Origin of the sequence: Paenibacillus sp. V4I3 (assembly GCF_030817215.1) — a bacterium.
GTDB lineage: Bacteria > Bacillota > Bacilli > Paenibacillales > NBRC-103111 > Paenibacillus_E.
Window position 1 is genome coordinate 8,012,366 of sequence record NZ_JAUSZA010000001.1, and the last position, 18,134, is coordinate 8,030,499.

The following is an 18,134-nucleotide window of genomic DNA, read 5'->3' on the forward strand; positions in this document are numbered from 1 at the left end:
ATGCGAAATTATAATACTGAATCCATTGATTAATTTGATAACTTCGCACAAATGAAAGGCGTAAAAAATATAATTTTATAGCTAAACTCCCGTTAACTTAACAGGCTGCCGACATTATTGGCAGCCTGTTATCAAGCATTTCAACTGGAGATTTAGGCAGATTTGATAGATTCAACAGGATTTTAGTTATCAATGAACGGATTCGGGATAAAATCTTTTACCCGAATATACCCAATTTGTCCTCCTGGACCAATAATTTGGTATACAGTACCAATCTTATCTATTTGCGTCTCTGCCTGAATAAAGACCGAATTGACCCACTCTTCACCTTTAATCTGACCGTGTTCATCATAGATGGTCGAATGCACCGCAAGTCTACCCTCCTTGGCATTGGCCGGATCGTAAACGTGTAAGGAGGACTTTGGCACCCACATATCTGCACCATATTCCGCATCATACTGTACGATACGCACAGCCACCCAATCCGCATAGGATTTTTTAATAAGGACCACCTTGCCAGCCCATAAGTCCAAATGCGGTTCCTTTGCTTGCTGTCCAGGAGCAGAAGACACTGGCACTTCCTTTGCGAAGATCATGTCATAAGGTGCCTCCGTATGAATATTGGCGGCTTCCTTGTTGAAATAGAACGCGGGAATCCAGCCTCTTAGATCTTGGGATTCGACTTGGACGTAATCGTCTTGTGCCGCTAATATGCGAAAAGCATCACCTTTGTTCACTTCAAACACCGGTCCAACCCCTGAAACCTCGGTTGGATCATACCGAGCGCCAATATCCGCCTGCGCGGTATAGGTTTGACTGATTTGCAGGCCATATGCCGGGACAGATACTTCGGGGGCCTTCTTTGAAATTTGAGTTGAGGATGTAGTTGCGTCCGTAACCTCGTAAGTGGAGGCAATCTGCTCTTTCTGGATTGTTTCCGGGATAGCTTCGAAGGTCGAAGCAGCCTTGGACGGAGTTCTCTCTTGCTGGCAACCAGAGGCCATGATGACTCCACAAAGGAGTAGCAGAACGGAAAGTATTCTCATCTCTCGATCTCCTTACCCTTCTTTTCTTTTAGTCTCACGCTTTAAAGGTAGTACATTCTGTGATGGATCGATTACTGGTTCGGTTGTTTGTTTCGATGTTTCTTTTTGGTTTGTGTCAATTTTTTTACACCTATTACTACGCATTCCTTTTTATGTATAGACGCTCTAATCTGGGAATAGTTACCTAACGACATAAAATGATTACTGATAATTTGTAAATATCCTCCCCGTTAGCGGAATAGGCCACCGGATTTATTACCGGCAGCCTGCTAGATCTTGTTATGAAGCTATCGTTCCCAGTTAGTTTAACATCCTTACTGTTTCGAATAGACTATGCAAAACAAAACTTTATTAGATATTTTCTTCGAGAACAATTGCCCAATCATTCCCTTTTTTCTCTAGATGGGCTATATGTATCTTACCATCATGTTTTTCCCAAGCGATTTTCGCTTTGTTTTTATCTTTGTGAAGCAAAACGCAATCAAGAAAGTCTCCCTTTTCGTATGCTTCCCTTGCTTGAATAGATACTTTTGAATAGGCTGAAGCTTCTTGGCTTGATAACATGTTTTTAAAACGAATATCGATATCTGGACCAGCAATTAGTTCCCAATCTTTTTTATCGAAATTTTTTTCATATTTACTAATGATTTTCTCGGTAGCTTTTTCCCACGTTTTGTATAACTTATCATATACATCTTTATTTGCTGTTTGAGCGTATTCTTTATGAACAGTTATATGGGAATTAATTGCATTTTGTTTAATGAATTCTTTTTCAGGTGACATTGAAGCGTTGGTAGTATTATTTAAATAAGCAACACTACTAAGTACCAAAGCCATACCAGTTAATACAGTAGCAAAAGTCTTTTTACTCATTTTCATTGGGTTACTCCCCCTCAACTATTCTCATTAATCGACCCTTCTTCCATAAGCATGAAAAATCATTACTCCGTTCTCCAGAGATAACAAATAATACCATATTTTTAGACGTTGTAAATACGTTAAAAGTTGCGCATAACTGCCCTTTACTTCAACGAACAACGGCAGCCGATCTTGTGCTGGCTGCCGTCATGTGGTGATTGAACTATAGTTCCCCGTTAGTTCAATGACTAAGCTTCTCTCTGTGACACGGTTTTCCTCTCTTCATTCACTGGTAAAGCCCATTGTTTGCGATTCCATCATCTTCTGCAAACCAGAAGACGGAGGCTGTTTATATTTTCAATATCCTATAGAATATATGGTATGAGTAATCCAACAAAGGAGGTCTTCAATGTTTACTGACTTTGATGTTCATGAAAAATCTAATGTTATTGCCATTCTTCAAACATCTCAGGATGGAACAAAAAAAATAAATACTTACGATTTAGAAACCCGGCAATTAACTGGCGAAATCAACAATGAATACATTCCACAAGGACCGAGACTATCTCCAAGTGGAAAGCAACTTGCTTTTTTTACCAATGATAATCCTTTGTTTCTATGGAATATTAAGCAAAACTCTGTTACAACTATCTTCGATGAGCCTCATCTTTATGCAGGATTCGTAGAATGGTCTAATGATGGGAAACAAATATGCTTTTCGGCATATTCAATAGAACCTAATAAAAAAACTCCCCCAGATATTTATTCGATTAACCTAGAGAGTTTAGAGGTCAATCAACTTACTAACAGTAAAGGAGTCGACCGATTTCCCCAATGGTCCCCTTCCAATCAATACGTAGCCTATCACAGACAACACCTTCATGAGCCAAATACACCAAAAAAAATCTACATCTTTAATACTAATACAAAGGTTTGCGATTTTATTCCACATATAGAAGGATCTTACCATCGAATCGGAAGATACTGTTGGTCAAGAGACTCTACTCAGATCCTTATTAATGAAACATCTAAGTCTGGAAGTCTCCTAAAAATATTCTGCATATCAGATATGAACCTAGTACAGACTTTTTCATATCCAGAAGTTCTTGGCGGTGCTTTCTTGCCAAAAAGTGATGATATCCTTATTGTTTGTAAGAATGAATTAGTAATTGCTTCATCAAAAACTGGAGAACTACTCAGAAAAATTAATTTGCCTGATGATATTGCTATACAACAAACAATTATTGGACCAAGTATTGCATTAAATCCAAGTTCCAATTATATATACTTTCTGAATGAACTCTCTTGTATTTATCGTGTTGATTATGAAGGCTCAATTGAATTGCTATTCAAAGACACTGAAGAAAAATTACCTAACTTTAAGCATCAAGAATATATAGTCATATCAAGAGACAAACGAAATATTCCGGTCCACTGCTTCACCCCGGATAACCCTAAAAATACTGGAGTATTATTAGTGCATGGGGGACCAGGGGAAACTGTAAATTCCCCAAATGACCCTTTAATAATCCGTCTGCTTGAAGAAGGTTATGAAGTAATTGTACCTGCCTATCGAGGTTGTTCGGGGTACGGACAGGAGCATAAAGAAGCTAATCACGGGGAGTACGGCCGTGCAGATGTTTGGGATATACTAGCTGCTGGTGCCGATTGGAAGATAAAAACTGGAAATAGTCGGCCTCTAGCCATTATGGGATACAGTTATGGTGGTTTTCTAACTATGCTATCATTAACTTATACTGATGTATCTTGGGATTATGGTATTTCATTATGGGGAGGAACAAGAATCGAACATTTAGGTTTACATCTACCTAGAGCTTATCCTGTTGACCCAATAGAACGAGCAATCGCCGAGAAAGAAAGAAATCCATTAGAACAAGCAAACAAAATAAAAACACCACTCTTAATTATTCATGGTGGGAAGGATACAACATCAACTAATGAAGAGGTCCAGTTTATCCAACAACAGGTTCAAATTCATGGTGGAGTATGTGACTTAATCATATACGATGATGACACTCATGGACTACCGAAACACCGACAGGAGATGTTTAAGCAGATTTTGACCTTCTTAGGAAAATAATTGAGTCTATAACCAACTAGGATTCTTGTAATCTGCCCGATAACGTAAAGAAGCTGCCGATCGTGTGCCGGCAGCTTCTTTTTGGGGTAGTACCAGCGTAGCTGTCACCAGGGGTAACCGTATGGAAACCGATGGTAATAATGAATTTTCCAAGTTCCTGAAATGGTGAGTATCGGAACTTATGTAGGGGTTCCCCTCACGAAACGGAAATAATCGTACGCTAAGAAATCTGAGCGATATGACAACGAAACGAAGGGTAGTTTGCCGCGGCAAACTACCCTTCTGTCATTGAACTAACGTTCTCCGTTAGTGAAACGATCTGGCTGTTATTCTTTGATTTCTTCTTTTTCTTTTATTCTTTGTGATTCACGTCTTTAGTTATAGGTTTCATCATCGTGAAACTGTGTTTTTCTCCAACTTTTTGGTAATAATGGTTATGATTCGTGAAAAACACTATTTAGGATGTGAATGCATGATGCTAAAGCTTCTGGTACCCCTTCTAATAGCAGGAACACTAACTCTTGTTGGTTTTAGTTACAATCAAAATGAACAATCGCAAATCCAATCTAATCTGGAAACAGCACAATCAACTTCTCCCCAGGAGAGTAACAACCCTAACCAATTGCTCTCCCATATGGATCTTAATTTATTGGAGTCATTTGTTAATGCTGAGGGGGAAAATGAATCACAGATTACAAAATCGGCAATAGCGGCTGTAGTTATGAATCGTTTAAAGAACAATAACTTCCCAAAAAGTGTTAGCGGAATCATTTTTCAGCCTGGGCATTTCACATCTGTAGATAATGGTAATATTTGGAAAATATCGTCTGATGATTCAGCTAAGCATGCAGTACAAAATGCAATTAACGGATTTGACCCAACAGAAGGCTGTTTGTATTATTACAATCCTGAAGTATCAACTATACCTGCAACATACACACCAGTAAAACAAATTGGAAAGTATATATTCTGTAATTTTAACAACTAGCCCAATAGGGCTTTTTCTTTTGATGTCTAATGATTTCAATATTACTTACGTTTCAGTTAGAATCTCCAAAAGACCGACCAACCAATTGCATTATCCTGCCCGTTAACATTCCTGTAGGTGTTAGCAGATTGAACTTGCAGAAAAAAGAACGCCCCGCTAGGATGAGTATGTACTGGGTTGCAGCCCTCAGAACTCACCTTAGGAGGCGTTATCATGAAGTCTAATCCAATTAAGTCTCAAAATCAACGTGTAGAACGAATCTCCACTACCACTCTGGTCATAGGCATCGACATTGCCAAGGAGAAGCACGCCGCACAAGCCATTAATTTTCGAGGTATTGTCCTCACCAAGCGCCCTATTCTATTTTCGAATGACCTAGCCGGCTATGAGCATTTAGAACACAGCATTCGGAAATTACAGAAGATGCACGCCATGAATGATTTCGTTGTGGGAATGGAGAGCACCGGGCACTACTGGTTCAATATTGCCAACTGGTTGGTGGATCGAGGAATTGATGTGGCTCTTGTCAATCCAATGACAACCAAACGCAATAAGGAAAACAGAGATAACTCACCTTCCAAGAACGACCCAAAAGATGCTCTGGTCATCGCCGATGCGGTGAGCCGTGGGTTCTACACGCCCTTCTCTCCAAAGGATGAAGCATTCCGTCGCATACGGGTTATGGTTACAAACAGAGAGCACTGGGTTGTTAAATCAGGACGGATTAAGAATAGAATCCACCGCTGGCTGGATATCCGGTTTCCAGAATACAGACAAGCATTTGATGATATTTTTAGCGATCGTTCGTTGGCCACTTTGCGCCGGTTCCCAGCCCCTTCTGACCTATTGCAGCTAACTCCGGAGCAAATGGTACAGATCTGGGGTGAGTATATGGCCAGACCTGGCGGGGTGCGAGGTAAGAACAAGGCGATGGAACTTCAATCACTCGCTAGACATAGCGTGGGAGATACTACTGCCCTTGAAGAAGATAAATGGGAGCTAAGGCACCTCATTGAAGAGTATGAAAGAATCTGCCGAATCATTGATGAAGCGGACGAGATGATTGAAAAGGTACTGCCTGAAATTCCTTGCTCAGATCTCATTCGATCTGTCGGTGCTTCCGTTCCTGCAACGGCTGCCATATTGGCATTTGGCGGGGACTTACGTAAGCTGTCTCACGGAAATCAGTTATTGCGCAAGGCAGGATTGAACTTAGCAGAACGAAGTTCTGGCAAGTATAAGGGGCAAATCAAGCTCACCAAACGAGGCAACTCACTACTGCGCAAGCATCTCTACTTCACTGTGTTTCACCTGTTATCTTTCAATGAAGCGTTCCAAGCCATGCATGCACACAATACCGAAGTGAAACGAATGACAAAAATGCAGTCCATGATGAAGCTGATTGGGAAACTGGCCCGGATGCTTGTAGCCATGGCGAGAGAAGGACAAACATTCTCTATGGATAAGGCTCAAATATCATTAGCAGCATAATAGGTAAATCCTAACCCTGACACGTAAATTGGCTCATTCGCAGGATCTCACAAAGAAAGCACGAGTACCGAGATTTTTCAGCTTTAGGGCATAGACCCGTTCCGTTAACGTTGATCGGACTCCACACCTTGGAAAGATAGGACGAAGGAATGTGAGGGCAAAGACCCGTCGATATTTGGGAGAGTGAATCCCCGAGGACCTTGTGGAGAGAAGCGTGCAGTATAACTTTTTATGGAAGATGTTGTAAAAATGATCAGCACCTTCTGTTCCCGCATGCGCTCTAACGGAACTGCCTGCCACACACTATTCTAACAACTGAACTCCTATTTAACATGCATATTGAAATCCTGCGAATGAGCGAGCATTCGTGAGAAAATCCTTATTCTCTGAGGGAGCTGAAAAAGGCAGCCTATTCTAACCGGCTGACATACGTTGCAGACCTATCGTTTTCCAAAATAACTTAACCATGGTTCTAACCAAATTACAAACATGGTTGCTCAAGTTTCAATTTTGGGTAATACTCATTCCTTAATTTTGAACTCGGCGTAAATCACTTTCTCTATTGAAGTTCCGTTCCCTTCTACTTCTTTACTGATCCTGTAAGTGCCTGGCTTTAGATTTTTATAAGTAACTGTTTGTTCCCAAATTTCCCTAACGTGCAAATTCAATCCGATTGCAGAAATAGCTTGATTCCTTTTTAAAGGAACTTCAACCCAAGTTTTATTTTCGTTTCGTTCCATCTTATAGTTTAAGCCGTAAAAAAGTGAAGTTGGACCTGAATTAACCATTGTGAACGTCAATGATCCACTGCTCGGATAAGCGACTTTATCTAAATTGATCTCAGCATTTACTTGTTGAATGGGTACTTCATATGAATTAAGGACAACATCCTCTACATTGCCTCCAACGATAACCTCACCTGTAATGAAATAATGGGCTCCCTCTTTTTCCGGAAGTTTTACAGTAACCCTCGGGTCCCAGCCTGTTTTTACTATAGGTACGTGTTGTTCATCCACGAGTTTAACGAATGTTCCATCTGCATTTCTTTCGGTTAACTTAAATCGGATGATGTTTGAATCAAGTTTCACTTTATTCTCTTCACTTAGACCAACAGCCATTGTTACTTCCTCGCCGGGTTTTTTAACTAATGCAAACTCGTTGTAAATTTCTACCTGTTGTTTATAAGTCCACTTACCTGATTGAGGTAGAAACTCATAGAAGTTTATCTGTTCCATTTTCTTTTGATTCTGCACTAAGTCACCCCCATTTTCTCTCCTTGTATTGCTGCCTGACGGGAAGTGATAACTTGATTGGGGATCTTCGTTTATGACATCCAGCATATCTGCACCAAAAGTGGTTATTAACTCTACTTTTTGAGAATCTTCCATATAAGCTTCAACAACTACTTTTCCACTCTTCAAATCAATGTGCGACGAAAAACCATCAATATTCTTAAGTTTTTCAGCAAGGTTTATTTGTAGCTGTTTCAAGTCCTTCATCTTGTACTTCGCTTTCTTGAAGCTAACACCTTTGTCCCCAAATAATATTTGAAGTGTTGTCATTAGTTCTTTTGTTTTGTTATCTTCTATTTCCAACACAAAAACGTATTCGATTTTATCGGCATTTTCGGAACTCAAATAATAGTACCCATAGGTTTCGAACTCTCCATTTGGGAAAATCCTGCTGATCTCGCTTTCCATAGCAACATCATATTGCTTTTCAAAATCAAATAATTTCTTTTGATCATCGTTTAGCAATGCTTTTACAGGGTCTTCTGCTGATAATGATTGATTTGTTGAAACGTACAAAATACAAGCACCCAGTAAAAAGGATCCAATAACAAATAATATCTTTTTTTTCATGAACTAACCTGCTCTCATATTTACAAATTACTTAGTATTGATGTAAACATAGCAAAACAAAGAAGGCAATGTATATTGGTAATTTATAGAAATACATATCTGTTTTTTAAAAGAATAAAATGCATAAACTATACCTTTAATTTTAATGGTTACTTCAGTAGAAAAAGGGATCACGGCTTCAGCGGTTGCCGTGATCCCTTTTTAAGTATAGTTATCCGTTAGTTCAACGAACCGCACTTTTTATCGATCGTAATAAGTCATTTGATTTTATGGAGTAACCCCATCTCTTTTCTATTTGTTCAATTGCGACCTTTGTTCTCCATGACCCTTCAATTGTGTCAGCGGATTCATACGTAGTTGTACAATCACGGACGATATTTGTCATATATCCAAAAGAGTGCATATTGTTTATTCCGTAATCGCTATGCATTACACACTCGTCTGTTTCAAATCCCATGTAAAAGAGGACTCGAATCCCACTATTACGAAGAATACGATGGAACTGTCCTTTTGAATAAATTAACATGTCTTGGCCTTGTGGCTCTACTTCTTTGGGAATTTTTATTTGTGAGTACGCTTCGCCCTGTTGGCTTGACCAGGGAAGGTTAAAGACATCATCCGAATGTCTTGCCATCCAACTTTTTCTCCATTCTAAATCGGGGAATGTACTACTTTCTCCAACCCTTACATTTTCTCCTATAACTATTGGATCGATTGCATTCTTCCGTTCTTCCTCCGTTGTAGAACCAACCCATTGGGGATAATCCATTAAAAATGTAGCATGGTTACAATGGAATATTTGAATACCTAATTGTCGCAATTCGTTTATGGTAGGGGCAATTTGCTTTATGATTATCTCTTTTTTCCTAAGAGCATGGGAAATTCCTCTTTCTGTACTTAATTCCCAATCTAAAGAGGCAACCACTGGACCATCTTTCCAGCCAAAATTCCACAAATCTACAAGTGCGATACCTATCTCATTTGATTGAAATGAATAGTTTGAAGTCGATCTTACAAAGCTTGATTCGGTAAATGGAAATCCATTACGTGGTGACCTGGGGGTATACTCTAAATCAATTGTAAATTTCAACCAAAACACCTCCCACATGAGGTTTCGCCATTTGGAGGTTGAATCCTTCTTTTTGACCACGCAAACCTGCCCTTTAGCTTAATGAATTAAGGAGCAGGTGCCGTGTAAACTGCTCCCTATTACTTTGAACTAAAACAGAAACCTTCGCCACATACCAAGCGAAGGTTTCTGTATTAAGCTATTTATCCAGGACAGTAAACATGCCTGTCATTTCTGGTGAGTAATCTTTAAATCCGAATTTATCATAAAATTTATCATTTCCATGTGAGGCGAATAGTCCCACAAAAGCAATACCATTCTTGTACTTACACTTCTTTATATACGCAAGTAAATGGTCTATAATCAATTTACCTAATCCATTTTTCTGAGGGGAAATATGGTATGGTGATGATGAGATAACTTTGGCTGGAGGGTTGCCATTGAAACGACTTAAGGGTATTTCACGGCTTGTAGCTATGATTGGCGCTTTGGCTGTCATGGTTGTGATTGCAGCTATCATTTGGTATCATCGTGCCGACCCGTTGATTGATAACGGTTTGACCGTATATACGGACCCGGTCGGCAATTATAAGGTTTATACCATTGAGGTTGTCAATAGGAGCGAATCGGATATCGACATTCAAAGCGTGACTGTCAATAGCGAGAAGATGCCGAATCGCGTTCAACTTGGCATTACCTATGATTCCGGCCGCCTTGTGCAATTTTTGGGGGATCAGACAGACCCTGCGACTAAACTTATGGATTTGCATGACGCATCTATCCGATCGCAATTATCCGATCAAGAGATTCGAACCATTCTTGCAAGTAAAGTGAACTCGAATAAGCAAACACCCATCCATTACGGAGTCGTCGTTCGGTACGACGAAGAGCCCCTTCAAGAAGTCACGATTCGGTATACCTACCTAGGTTTTACCAAAGTAAAACGCGTTACCAAATGGTTCGACTTTGGTGAAACTCCATAATGCCACAAAGTAATGAAACGTTACGGTCTGATGTTCATTGAAAATTAAGTATTAGACTGGATGGCCATTTAACAAGACATAATTTGAACTATCCTGCCCGATAGCTTAATGGAGCTACCTGTATCGTTACGATGAAGCTCAACGTTTTTATATGGTTACTAGTTCGATTAGCTCGGGATACTTCTAATTTATTATCACCTAACTGCTCCTTATTCCAATTGAAATAGTAAACAAACCGAGCCAAAAATCCATTCTCACGAGGAGCCAATCAAGGTTCAAATATATTTTAACTTAAATCGTATGTAAACCAACCTGCAGAAATTATATCACTTTTGAGTTGTTTAAATGCCTCTTCTTCATCGAACTCAAACCTTGTAAAAGGTCTAGTGAAGAACTCTATAAAGTAAGGCCGCGCGCAAATATCTCTTTGTCCTATACATCTATCATTTAATCTAATACTTTCTAACTTTTCGTCATCCAAGCTTTCACTTCTTTTTCTGTAACGAATCCAGTTCTCATTGCATTCCTTAAAGTTAACAAATTTATCAATTCCAGATTCATCAATGTAATTAAGACCATTAGACGTAATACCTTTAATAACCTTCATAAGTCCTCCTTTACGTCTAGTCTCCCAGAATTGTTTTTCATTTTCATAAAACGGCTGGCGTTCATTGGTATTGTATTACTCTCGTTCCTCGTTAGTTAAGTAAAAGCTACTTCGTTAGCCAATCAAATCATTTCATAAGTGAGAACATTTTTAAGGTATAAAACATTACCTATTGAATTTAATAACAACAACACAACTACTACCCAGAAAAAAATAGCAAATTTTCGATTTCTTTTTAGTAATGGATAACCAATAAACACCCCTGCAACCAACAAAAACATGGCAAAAGATTGTGCCATCCATAGTTTATTTTTCGTTTCATAATACATAGTTTGGTCATTGTTTCCAAAAAAACTAAGTTGATAACCGATAAGTTCTCGACTTATGTATACGAAATTAACGATAAATGATGAGATTATACAAGTGTGAAAAACGAATACTTTAATCTTGTTCACCCAAAATCCCCTCCGTATGTTATACATCAAAAGTAATTATATACTCTGTATTAAGACTATGGTGACAAATTTTGATGCGTTATCCTGCCCGTTAATTAAGCAAGTCAATCTAAAACTTTATTTTCTGAGAGCCATATTACCCTTATTGATTCAAAATATTAGGAAAAGGGTAAACATACGATAAGTGGGAAGTGGTATTAAAAAACAGCGAAAAACGGAATTCAATTTTAGTTTTCGAAAGGTTGTTGATTCACCATGAAAACACGAAGAAGGATAAAAAGATCGAGATTTCTGCTTCGATACTTTTTGAGTAAGACTTAGCATTAGTAGTGTATTTTTGAAATAAACCGCTTCCCACTATAAGAGGACTCTGCGATATAATTCGCGGGGTCCTCGCTTTTATGATGTTATCAATCAATTTCTCCTTTGTAATTACGCTACCCTGCCAGCTAGCTTAATAAAATGAGCAGGCCACCGCAGTGCCTGCTCATCTAATGTGTGTTATTCAACTAACGTTTCCGTTAACATTCCTGTAGGTATTAGTAGATTGAACTTTCTCTTTATTGAGCTCGTTCCGTTTCGTTAAAAAGACCACTCCACATTCCCATATTCAACTTTCTTTGCTTGATACATTTTATCTTTATATTCATAAGTAATCACAATCGCGCCTATGAAGCTTCCTGGTGATATTTGTCCAGGAATAGAAACCATTAATTGATTGTCTATAACACTAAATTTAACAATGTTACCAAAAGCAACATCAAGAAATAGGTTCTCAGGGCTTATTTTAAATTTTTCAATATGTTCTAACGTTTTCTTATCTCCGATGATTATTTCTGCTTCACGCGCTGTCAATCTTGTTTTGACGTTCTTTAATAATATTGAAATTGGGTTGTCCACCAGCACTTCTTCGTAAACTTCATCTGTGTTAGTCAGAGTGGATTGAAATACATGAACCTCTGTATCCAAAACTCCTGTGCCATAGTCCTTTGTTAATACGATAACGAGTTCTTTTTTACCATCATGATTTATGTCGTTGAAAAATAGCCGTGGGGCATATGTAGGGTTATCTACGTTTTTCCAGTCAGGAAAAGAACGGTTAGTTCCATTTATTTGTAATATAAATTTCTCATAATAACCTTCTCTTTCAGTTGCATAAAGAGTGGCTTTTGCTTCTGGCAAAGTGGCAACAGCATGTTGTTTCGACTCAGCTTTATTCGAAATAGGAGTTATGGCAAAAGCAACAGAAACAACTGAAATTAGCATTACAAATGTACCAGTGAGTACCAACAACCATTTTTTCATCGAAACAATCAACCCTTCTTTCAGAGTTCCCCTCTATTTTCCTTACATAGTGTGTCATTGGTGTTGTTCCGCTATTCTACCCGTTCGCATGACGGCTGCCCCGCGGCAGCCGTTTTGGTGTTGAACTATCGTTCTTACGTTAGCTCAATAAACGGTAGCCATTGTAGTTAATTATCACTTAGAAGATTACCGTTCCTATCATAATATTTATATTTAAATTCAAGGGTATCATCTTTAGGCAAATCAATCCAAGTAACAGACTTTTGATTTACACTAAACTCTTGTTCAATAACTTGTTTATTTACCTCTAATTCCATTTTTGCAATATTATTTTCTTGATTTGTAACAATCACAAATTTTGAATTGCTGGATTCATCATCCGATATGTGAAAGTGAATTAAGAATGTAGAAAATGACTGACCTGCATGTTTTTCAATATTTCTCCATTCATAATTGCCTTTTGGGTTTTTAGAAAAATGAATATATGCTGGATTATTATTTGATAAGAAGACAACTACCCTTGCATCATTAAAATCTTTAATCTCCAAAATCTCAACTGATTCATTTTCATAACCCTCAATAGACTTAATCACTTTTAGTATGGATTCTTTATCATTTCCATAAAGTTTATTTGTACTATTTGAAAAATAAATAACAATCACTGCAATTATAATGCTTGCGATTAAAACATATACTATTTTTTTCTTTGATATCTCCATATGCCGTTTCTCCCTCCTTCTAAGGTAACATTAAAACACTATTATTCCGCATAACTGCTTGTTAGCACAACAGGCCGCCGAGTTTATCACCGGCAGCCTGCTAGATCTTGTTATGAAGCTATCGTTTCCGTTAGTTCAATGAACCCAGTTATTTTTTATCTTTTATTCTACTACATTCAGTGACGACAAACCCCAAGTTATAATTATGTTTGAATGTGATTTGATACGCTTCAGCTTTCATTTTTTCATTGTTAATGACTTCGTGAACCGTTGCGAAAACTATTAACTCAAAAAAACCGTCATCACCCTTCTTCATATTTGTTATCTCAAAGGGCTCGAAACTATATAAGAATTCTTTTCCTGGTTTTAAGTATTTTTTCTCTTGGAGAGCAAATAGCGTACGTCTTTGCAGCTCTGTTGTCAACATACGCTCTAGTTGCCCTTCTCGCGAATGCGGAAAGTCCCAAAAAGCAATCCATTCAATCGAATCCTGCTTATTAGTATTTTCATCAAATGGATGGGCTATGGCAGACTGTTTTGTTGTCAATAAAATCCCAATGATTACGCATAGTGTCAATATAAATCTTGTTCGCACAAAATCACCTCCTTTTAGGTTTACCTGTTTTTGGAGAAATTATTTATTCTAAAAGATCAAAAAAGCAGCCCCTTCAATGCTGGGAGGCTACTTTTTTGCTATTGTTTATTGAGCTAAAGTATCCGTTAGCGTAACGAATCATTGAGTCATTCTTCGGAAGCCTACAGGTTCTTTCGCTTAACGTATCGAACGACCCAGATAATTGCTGCATAAACCGTGAAAGTAATCACTGCCAATACGGGATACACGTATGGATCAATATGTATCACGACGAAGTAAGAATCGTGATATTGAAAATCTTCTGAAGGCTCCTGCACGATACCGAGATTAAAAATAGCTACAATTGCGAAATACACGATCATCGGTACAGACAAGGATAAAAGAATCCCTGCAATCACGACTTTCCTACTCATTCAAATCTTTTCCTTTCCTCTAAATACCTTCAGGCTCTCATTTTGTGGATTGAGCTATCGTTCTTCGTTAGCTCAACGATACTCCTCTTTTAACTTGTAACCAATTCTTAAAGTTTTCTTCGGAATTTATGTTATCTTCAATAACTGCATTATAAATGTCTACACTAAAGAATTTTTTGCGGTATAAGGGATGATTATATACACTGTTCTTCAACTTCAAAATAGCCATTCGTTGCACCAGATTAATTTGGGATTTCAATTCCTCTATTTCTTGCTGTTTTTGTTCGAATTCCTCGGAAGAAATCGCCCAGACATCTACCTTCCAAGCATTTGAATTAATAGCTGCATAACACCCCCAATAATATCCCTGCGGTAAGTGTTCTGTCTGCCCAATAAACTCATTACGATAATTCATTTTTGAGGGTTTAATACATAAAGAAATTTCCTTACCCATTTCAAAAAAAGTTTCTTCATTCATTTTATCGTTGGCTAAATAAATATCCAAATCTCTCCAAGTCATTAAGTCCAGGAAGTAGCTTCCACTAATAAATACTTTTCCGTATCCTTCCATACCCGAATTAAACCTTTTTCATGTAGAAGTCCATCTGCTTCTGTTTTAATTAAGGAATTGAGTGCTTCCAGCCCAGAATTCATCCTTTACCTCCAGCAGGCTTAATTAATTGCTTCCGCATCCTACATACATAAGCATATTACCATATATTATAACTATCCTGCACGTTAGCTGAGAAGGCTGCCGTTCTATGCTGGGCCTGTTGACAAATTAGTACTGTAAGCAAGATATCGAAGAATCATGTAGAAATATTCTATATGGTTCTTTTTGTTGAGGGGGTAAAAAATAATGATGGGTATAAATGTTGCGACGCAATACCGATTTGTCTATGTCAATTTGGATGACTTTGTTCCACAAGATCATCAGTTACGTCAAATTAACCAAATAGTGGACTTTTCGTTTATTTATAATAAGGTCGTACATTTGTACTCACCCTTTGGCCGGAGATCTATCGATCCTGTCCTTCTCATTAAAATGTTGCTAATTGGTTATTTGTATGGCATCGATTCAGAACGTAAGCTTGAAGAAGAAGTGCGTTTAAATATAGCCTATCGTTGGTTTCTGGGCCTGGACTTAGAATCCGCTATACCGGATCATTCTACATTCAGCCAGAACCGAAGGAGAAGATTTAAGGATACTACGACATTTCAAGAAATCTTTGACCATGTTGTTCGTTTATGCATCGAGAACGGCATTGTTACGGGAAAAGTTATTGTGACCGACTCCACTCACATAAAAGCGAGCGCATCTTCCAACAATTACTCCATGGTACAGATCGACAAAGAGCCTGCTGAATATCTCAGAGATCTGGAAGAAGAAGCAAAGAAGTTGGAAATGAAAATGAATGAACGTCGCGAACAAAGCGGTCAAAAGAAACCTGGGAAAGAACGTCAGCAACTACAAGGTGAAAATAAAGAGGTTAAGCGCAGTTGCACGGATCCAGACGCAGGTTTCATGAATCGCCCCGGAAAGCCTGCGGGATTTCATTATTTGGCTCATACTAGCGTTGATCCTACGTATGGCATCATAACTGACATTTTCGCAACAGCAGGAAACCTTAAAGATGATGCTCCTTTCGTCTCACGTATTGCTCGCCAAAAACACGATTTAATGCTACCGATAGAGAAAGTCGGAGCAGACAGAGGTTATGATTACACGCATGTTCATTATGGACTTCATCAGTTAGATGTCAAAGGATATATAGCACCTTCGGCTAGTAGAAGCTCATCTGAACATGGATTGGCCTTCGAATATGATAAGAATTCGGATGCATACACATGCCCCCAAGGACATACACTCTCATTTACGCATCTCACCTGGGAAACAAAAAAGAAGACGTACTATAAGTCTTATACCGCGAAAACAAAACATTGCAATGAGTGTTCCCTCAGATCTACATGTTTTTCGAGTAAGACGAATCGACGAAAAATTAATAAACCAATCGCACATGAATTGGGAATTGAGAACGAGGAACGCTCACGCACAAAGGAGTACAAAAAGATCCAGAAACAACGAAAAGTTTGGTGTGAAGGAACGTTTGGTTGGCTTAAAGAGAAACATAACTTAAGAAAAACATATAAACGAGGCATTGTAAAAATTCAAGAACAGTGTCTCTTTTCGGCATTGGCCATTAACCTAAAACGAATGGTGAAAGCACTAAAATAGCAAAGGAATAAGGACAAAACCTTCTCAATTACGTACAAAAAAAGTAAGAAAAAGGGGAGGAATCGCTCCCTCCCCCTTTTGTCAACAGGCCCCTATGCTGTCGGCAGCCTTCTCCTGATGTCTATTGAGCTATCGTTTCCCGTTAGCGTAATAACTGTTCGTTAATTAATTTCACCAATTTCTCTCTTGTTTCGTTTAAACGCCCCTTGGCATCTGTAGTGTCGATTGGCTCGACCCAAGCAAAACCATCGGACTCATAGCGTGGGAAGACATGCATATGATAATGTGATAAATCATTGAATTTACCATTATTTTGAATGACGGTTATCCCATCAGGTTGGAATTGTGCCTTTTTTAGCAACCTTGTCAGTAATACGGATGTCTTCATAATCTCATTGGCAGTAATTTCGTCCAAGTCATCGACATCGTGGTAATGTAGTTTAGGAAGTATGAGAATATGCCCTTCATTTAATGGTGCGATATCCATTATGCAAGTAACGTAATCGTTCTCATAAACAGTGTTTGTTTCAATTCTTTTATTTGCTAGTTGACATCCTAAACACTTACTATTCGGCATTTTCTAGTCCTCCTATATCTCACATTCCCAATTCTATATTCGTCAGTATTTCTAACTCTCCTGCCCGTTACTTTAATGGTATTGTGAAAAAATTCATTACATATCAGTGTTTAATTTCACCGCGATTATGCGTATAAGTTTGTGTCGCAAAACGATTATGTACCTATGCTTGTTTCGTTGACTCGCGACACAAACATAGGTGCTTTGAAATAGAAAAACCCCGATTAACGGGGATTTGTAAGCACTAATGTTTGTGTTGTCATCTTCTCCTAAATCAATCTCTTCATACCCCGCAACCACTCATAAAAACCATCATCGAAGAAAAGATCGGGGATGTACGTCTGAGTGTAATTGCAATTAGGACAAAGAAGAACCAATCCTTGTTCAAGAACCTTAGGGTATAATTTCTCGTGTTTACTATTGAGTTCGCAAATAAGAGGGTGCACTCCATCTGCCTGCTGGTAATCTTTAATACGTTGCTTGACATCCTCTTGGTTCATTTTTATCCCCTTTATTTGTTCAGTTCAGAATTATTCCAATATATCTTACGTTTCAGCTCTACCAACCTTGAAAATTTTCAAATGGTATTTTCACATCATTACGCTAATTATTATACAAGATGTACTCATCTACAACACCAAAAATAATCTAAGCGCGCATTAGATTTCTACCAGTAACTTCCACGTTAACCTGCCCGTTAAGCTGTGGCGAGTATGATGGGCATAAAAAAGCACCATCTAATAATGATGCTTGATGGTGTTGCACCGCGACATACTATGTATATGGAACTTCTCTTTTATATGAACCCTGATTTCAAGTTCTTCGAGTG

The 18,134-nt window shown here is 38.3% G+C and carries 18 protein-coding genes; 5 read left to right on the top strand and 13 right to left on the bottom strand.

Annotated elements, in window-relative coordinates; all coding sequences use genetic code 11:
• Positions 1-182: 182 nt before the first annotated feature.
• Together QFZ77_RS37050 and QFZ77_RS37055 are read right to left on the bottom strand one after the other, a co-directional pair.
• Positions 183-1,046 carry an SH3 domain-containing protein gene (locus QFZ77_RS37050; protein WP_307448799.1) on the bottom strand — a complete coding sequence of 288 codons (864 nt, stop codon included), beginning with the start codon at positions 1,044-1,046 and terminating at the stop codon, positions 183-185.
• A gap of 351 nt (positions 1,047-1,397) precedes the next feature.
• On the bottom strand, positions 1,398-1,925 hold the full coding sequence (locus QFZ77_RS37055) for a hypothetical protein (RefSeq protein ID WP_307448803.1): 528 nt from the start codon (positions 1,923-1,925) through the stop codon (positions 1,398-1,400).
• A 388-nt stretch (positions 1,926-2,313) separates the two neighbouring features.
• Here QFZ77_RS37055 and QFZ77_RS37060 point away from each other — a divergent pair, with 388 nt between their 5' ends.
• From QFZ77_RS37060 to QFZ77_RS37070, 3 genes are all read left to right on the top strand, one after another.
• On the top strand, positions 2,314-4,005 hold the full coding sequence (locus tag QFZ77_RS37060; RefSeq protein ID WP_307448806.1) for a S9 family peptidase: 1,692 nt from the start codon (positions 2,314-2,316) through the stop codon (positions 4,003-4,005).
• A gap of 472 nt (positions 4,006-4,477) precedes the next feature.
• Complete coding sequence (locus QFZ77_RS37065; protein WP_307448808.1) at positions 4,478-4,993, top strand: cell wall hydrolase; 516 nt, start codon at positions 4,478-4,480, stop codon at positions 4,991-4,993.
• 213 nt (positions 4,994-5,206) lie between these two features.
• Positions 5,207-6,484, top strand: coding sequence for an IS110 family RNA-guided transposase (locus tag QFZ77_RS37070; RefSeq protein WP_307448811.1), 1,278 nt, complete (start codon positions 5,207-5,209; stop codon positions 6,482-6,484).
• A gap of 521 nt (positions 6,485-7,005) precedes the next feature.
• On the opposite strand, the gene QFZ77_RS37075 is transcribed toward QFZ77_RS37070, so the two are convergent.
• A complete protein-coding gene (locus QFZ77_RS37075; RefSeq protein WP_307448814.1) occupies positions 7,006-8,346 on the bottom strand; it encodes an immunoglobulin-like domain-containing protein in 1,341 nt (446 codons plus the stop codon).
• 223 nt (positions 8,347-8,569) lie between these two features.
• Positions 8,570-9,436, bottom strand: coding sequence for a hypothetical protein (locus QFZ77_RS37080; protein WP_307448817.1), 867 nt, complete (start codon positions 9,434-9,436; stop codon positions 8,570-8,572).
• A 419-nt stretch (positions 9,437-9,855) separates the two neighbouring features.
• Between QFZ77_RS37080 and QFZ77_RS37090 the strand changes: the two genes are divergently transcribed.
• Positions 9,856-10,398 (top strand): hypothetical protein, encoded by a 543-nt coding sequence (locus QFZ77_RS37090; protein WP_307450121.1) that lies wholly within the window; start codon positions 9,856-9,858, stop codon positions 10,396-10,398.
• A 286-nt stretch (positions 10,399-10,684) separates the two neighbouring features.
• Here the strand turns inward: QFZ77_RS37090 and QFZ77_RS37095 are convergent, their stop codons facing one another.
• The 7 genes from QFZ77_RS37095 to QFZ77_RS37125 all read right to left on the bottom strand — a co-directional run bounded on the left by QFZ77_RS37095 (position 10,685) and on the right by QFZ77_RS37125 (position 15,063).
• On the bottom strand, positions 10,685-11,005 hold the full coding sequence (locus tag QFZ77_RS37095) for a hypothetical protein (RefSeq protein WP_307448822.1): 321 nt from the start codon (positions 11,003-11,005) through the stop codon (positions 10,685-10,687).
• Between the two features lie 122 nt (positions 11,006-11,127).
• Entirely contained in the window at positions 11,128-11,460 is a 333-nt protein-coding gene (locus tag QFZ77_RS37100) for a hypothetical protein (protein ID WP_307448825.1), read from the bottom strand.
• Positions 11,461-12,042: 582 nt separating this feature from the next.
• Positions 12,043-12,765, bottom strand: coding sequence for a hypothetical protein (locus QFZ77_RS37105; RefSeq protein WP_307448828.1), 723 nt, complete (start codon positions 12,763-12,765; stop codon positions 12,043-12,045).
• Positions 12,766-12,932: 167 nt separating this feature from the next.
• Positions 12,933-13,484: a hypothetical protein gene (locus QFZ77_RS37110; RefSeq protein ID WP_307448831.1), complete on the bottom strand. Its 552-nt coding sequence runs from the start codon at positions 13,482-13,484 to the stop codon at positions 12,933-12,935.
• Between the two features lie 148 nt (positions 13,485-13,632).
• Positions 13,633-14,079 (bottom strand): hypothetical protein, encoded by a 447-nt coding sequence (locus QFZ77_RS37115; RefSeq protein ID WP_307448835.1) that lies wholly within the window; start codon positions 14,077-14,079, stop codon positions 13,633-13,635.
• A 161-nt stretch (positions 14,080-14,240) separates the two neighbouring features.
• A complete protein-coding gene (locus tag QFZ77_RS37120) occupies positions 14,241-14,492 on the bottom strand; it encodes a hypothetical protein (RefSeq protein ID WP_307448838.1) in 252 nt (83 codons plus the stop codon).
• A 67-nt stretch (positions 14,493-14,559) separates the two neighbouring features.
• A complete protein-coding gene (locus QFZ77_RS37125; RefSeq protein WP_307448841.1) occupies positions 14,560-15,063 on the bottom strand; it encodes a hypothetical protein in 504 nt (167 codons plus the stop codon).
• Positions 15,064-15,351: 288 nt separating this feature from the next.
• On the opposite strand from QFZ77_RS37125, the gene QFZ77_RS37130 reads away from it, so the two are divergent.
• Positions 15,352-16,728: an IS1182 family transposase gene (locus QFZ77_RS37130; protein WP_307448843.1), complete on the top strand. Its 1,377-nt coding sequence runs from the start codon at positions 15,352-15,354 to the stop codon at positions 16,726-16,728.
• A 142-nt stretch (positions 16,729-16,870) separates the two neighbouring features.
• Here the strand turns inward: QFZ77_RS37130 and QFZ77_RS37135 are convergent, their stop codons facing one another.
• Positions 16,871-17,305: an HIT family protein gene (locus QFZ77_RS37135; RefSeq protein ID WP_307448846.1), complete on the bottom strand. Its 435-nt coding sequence runs from the start codon at positions 17,303-17,305 to the stop codon at positions 16,871-16,873.
• Between the two features lie 269 nt (positions 17,306-17,574).
• Entirely contained in the window at positions 17,575-17,805 is a 231-nt protein-coding gene (locus QFZ77_RS37140; protein ID WP_307448849.1) for a hypothetical protein, read from the bottom strand.
• Between the last annotated feature and the right edge of the window lie 329 nt (positions 17,806-18,134).

Bases quoted from the DNA above. Each gene is read 5' to 3' on its own strand.
- QFZ77_RS37130 (WP_307448843.1), top strand. From the start codon at position 15,352: ATGATGGGTATAAATGTTGCGACGCAATACCGATTTGTCTATGTCAAT.
- QFZ77_RS37060 (WP_307448806.1), top strand. From the start codon at position 2,314: ATGTTTACTGACTTTGATGTTCATGAAAAATCTAATGTTATTGCCATT.
- QFZ77_RS37095 (WP_307448822.1), bottom strand. From the start codon at position 11,005: ATGAAGGTTATTAAAGGTATTACGTCTAATGGTCTTAATTACATTGAT.
- QFZ77_RS37055 (WP_307448803.1), bottom strand. From the start codon at position 1,925: ATGAAAATGAGTAAAAAGACTTTTGCTACTGTATTAACTGGTATGGCT.
- QFZ77_RS37105 (WP_307448828.1), bottom strand. From the start codon at position 12,765: ATGAAAAAATGGTTGTTGGTACTCACTGGTACATTTGTAATGCTAATT.
- QFZ77_RS37120 (WP_307448838.1), bottom strand. From the start codon at position 14,492: ATGAGTAGGAAAGTCGTGATTGCAGGGATTCTTTTATCCTTGTCTGTA.
- QFZ77_RS37050 (WP_307448799.1), bottom strand. From the start codon at position 1,046: ATGAGAATACTTTCCGTTCTGCTACTCCTTTGTGGAGTCATCATGGCC.
- QFZ77_RS37135 (WP_307448846.1), bottom strand. From the start codon at position 17,305: ATGCCGAATAGTAAGTGTTTAGGATGTCAACTAGCAAATAAAAGAATT.
- QFZ77_RS37075 (WP_307448814.1), bottom strand. From the start codon at position 8,346: ATGAAAAAAAAGATATTATTTGTTATTGGATCCTTTTTACTGGGTGCT.
- QFZ77_RS37070 (WP_307448811.1), top strand. From the start codon at position 5,207: ATGAAGTCTAATCCAATTAAGTCTCAAAATCAACGTGTAGAACGAATC.
- QFZ77_RS37065 (WP_307448808.1), top strand. From the start codon at position 4,478: ATGATGCTAAAGCTTCTGGTACCCCTTCTAATAGCAGGAACACTAACT.
- QFZ77_RS37110 (WP_307448831.1), bottom strand. From the start codon at position 13,484: ATGGAGATATCAAAGAAAAAAATAGTATATGTTTTAATCGCAAGCATT.
- QFZ77_RS37140 (WP_307448849.1), bottom strand. From the start codon at position 17,805: ATGAACCAAGAGGATGTCAAGCAACGTATTAAAGATTACCAGCAGGCA.
- QFZ77_RS37125 (WP_307448841.1), bottom strand. From the start codon at position 15,063: ATGGAAGGATACGGAAAAGTATTTATTAGTGGAAGCTACTTCCTGGAC.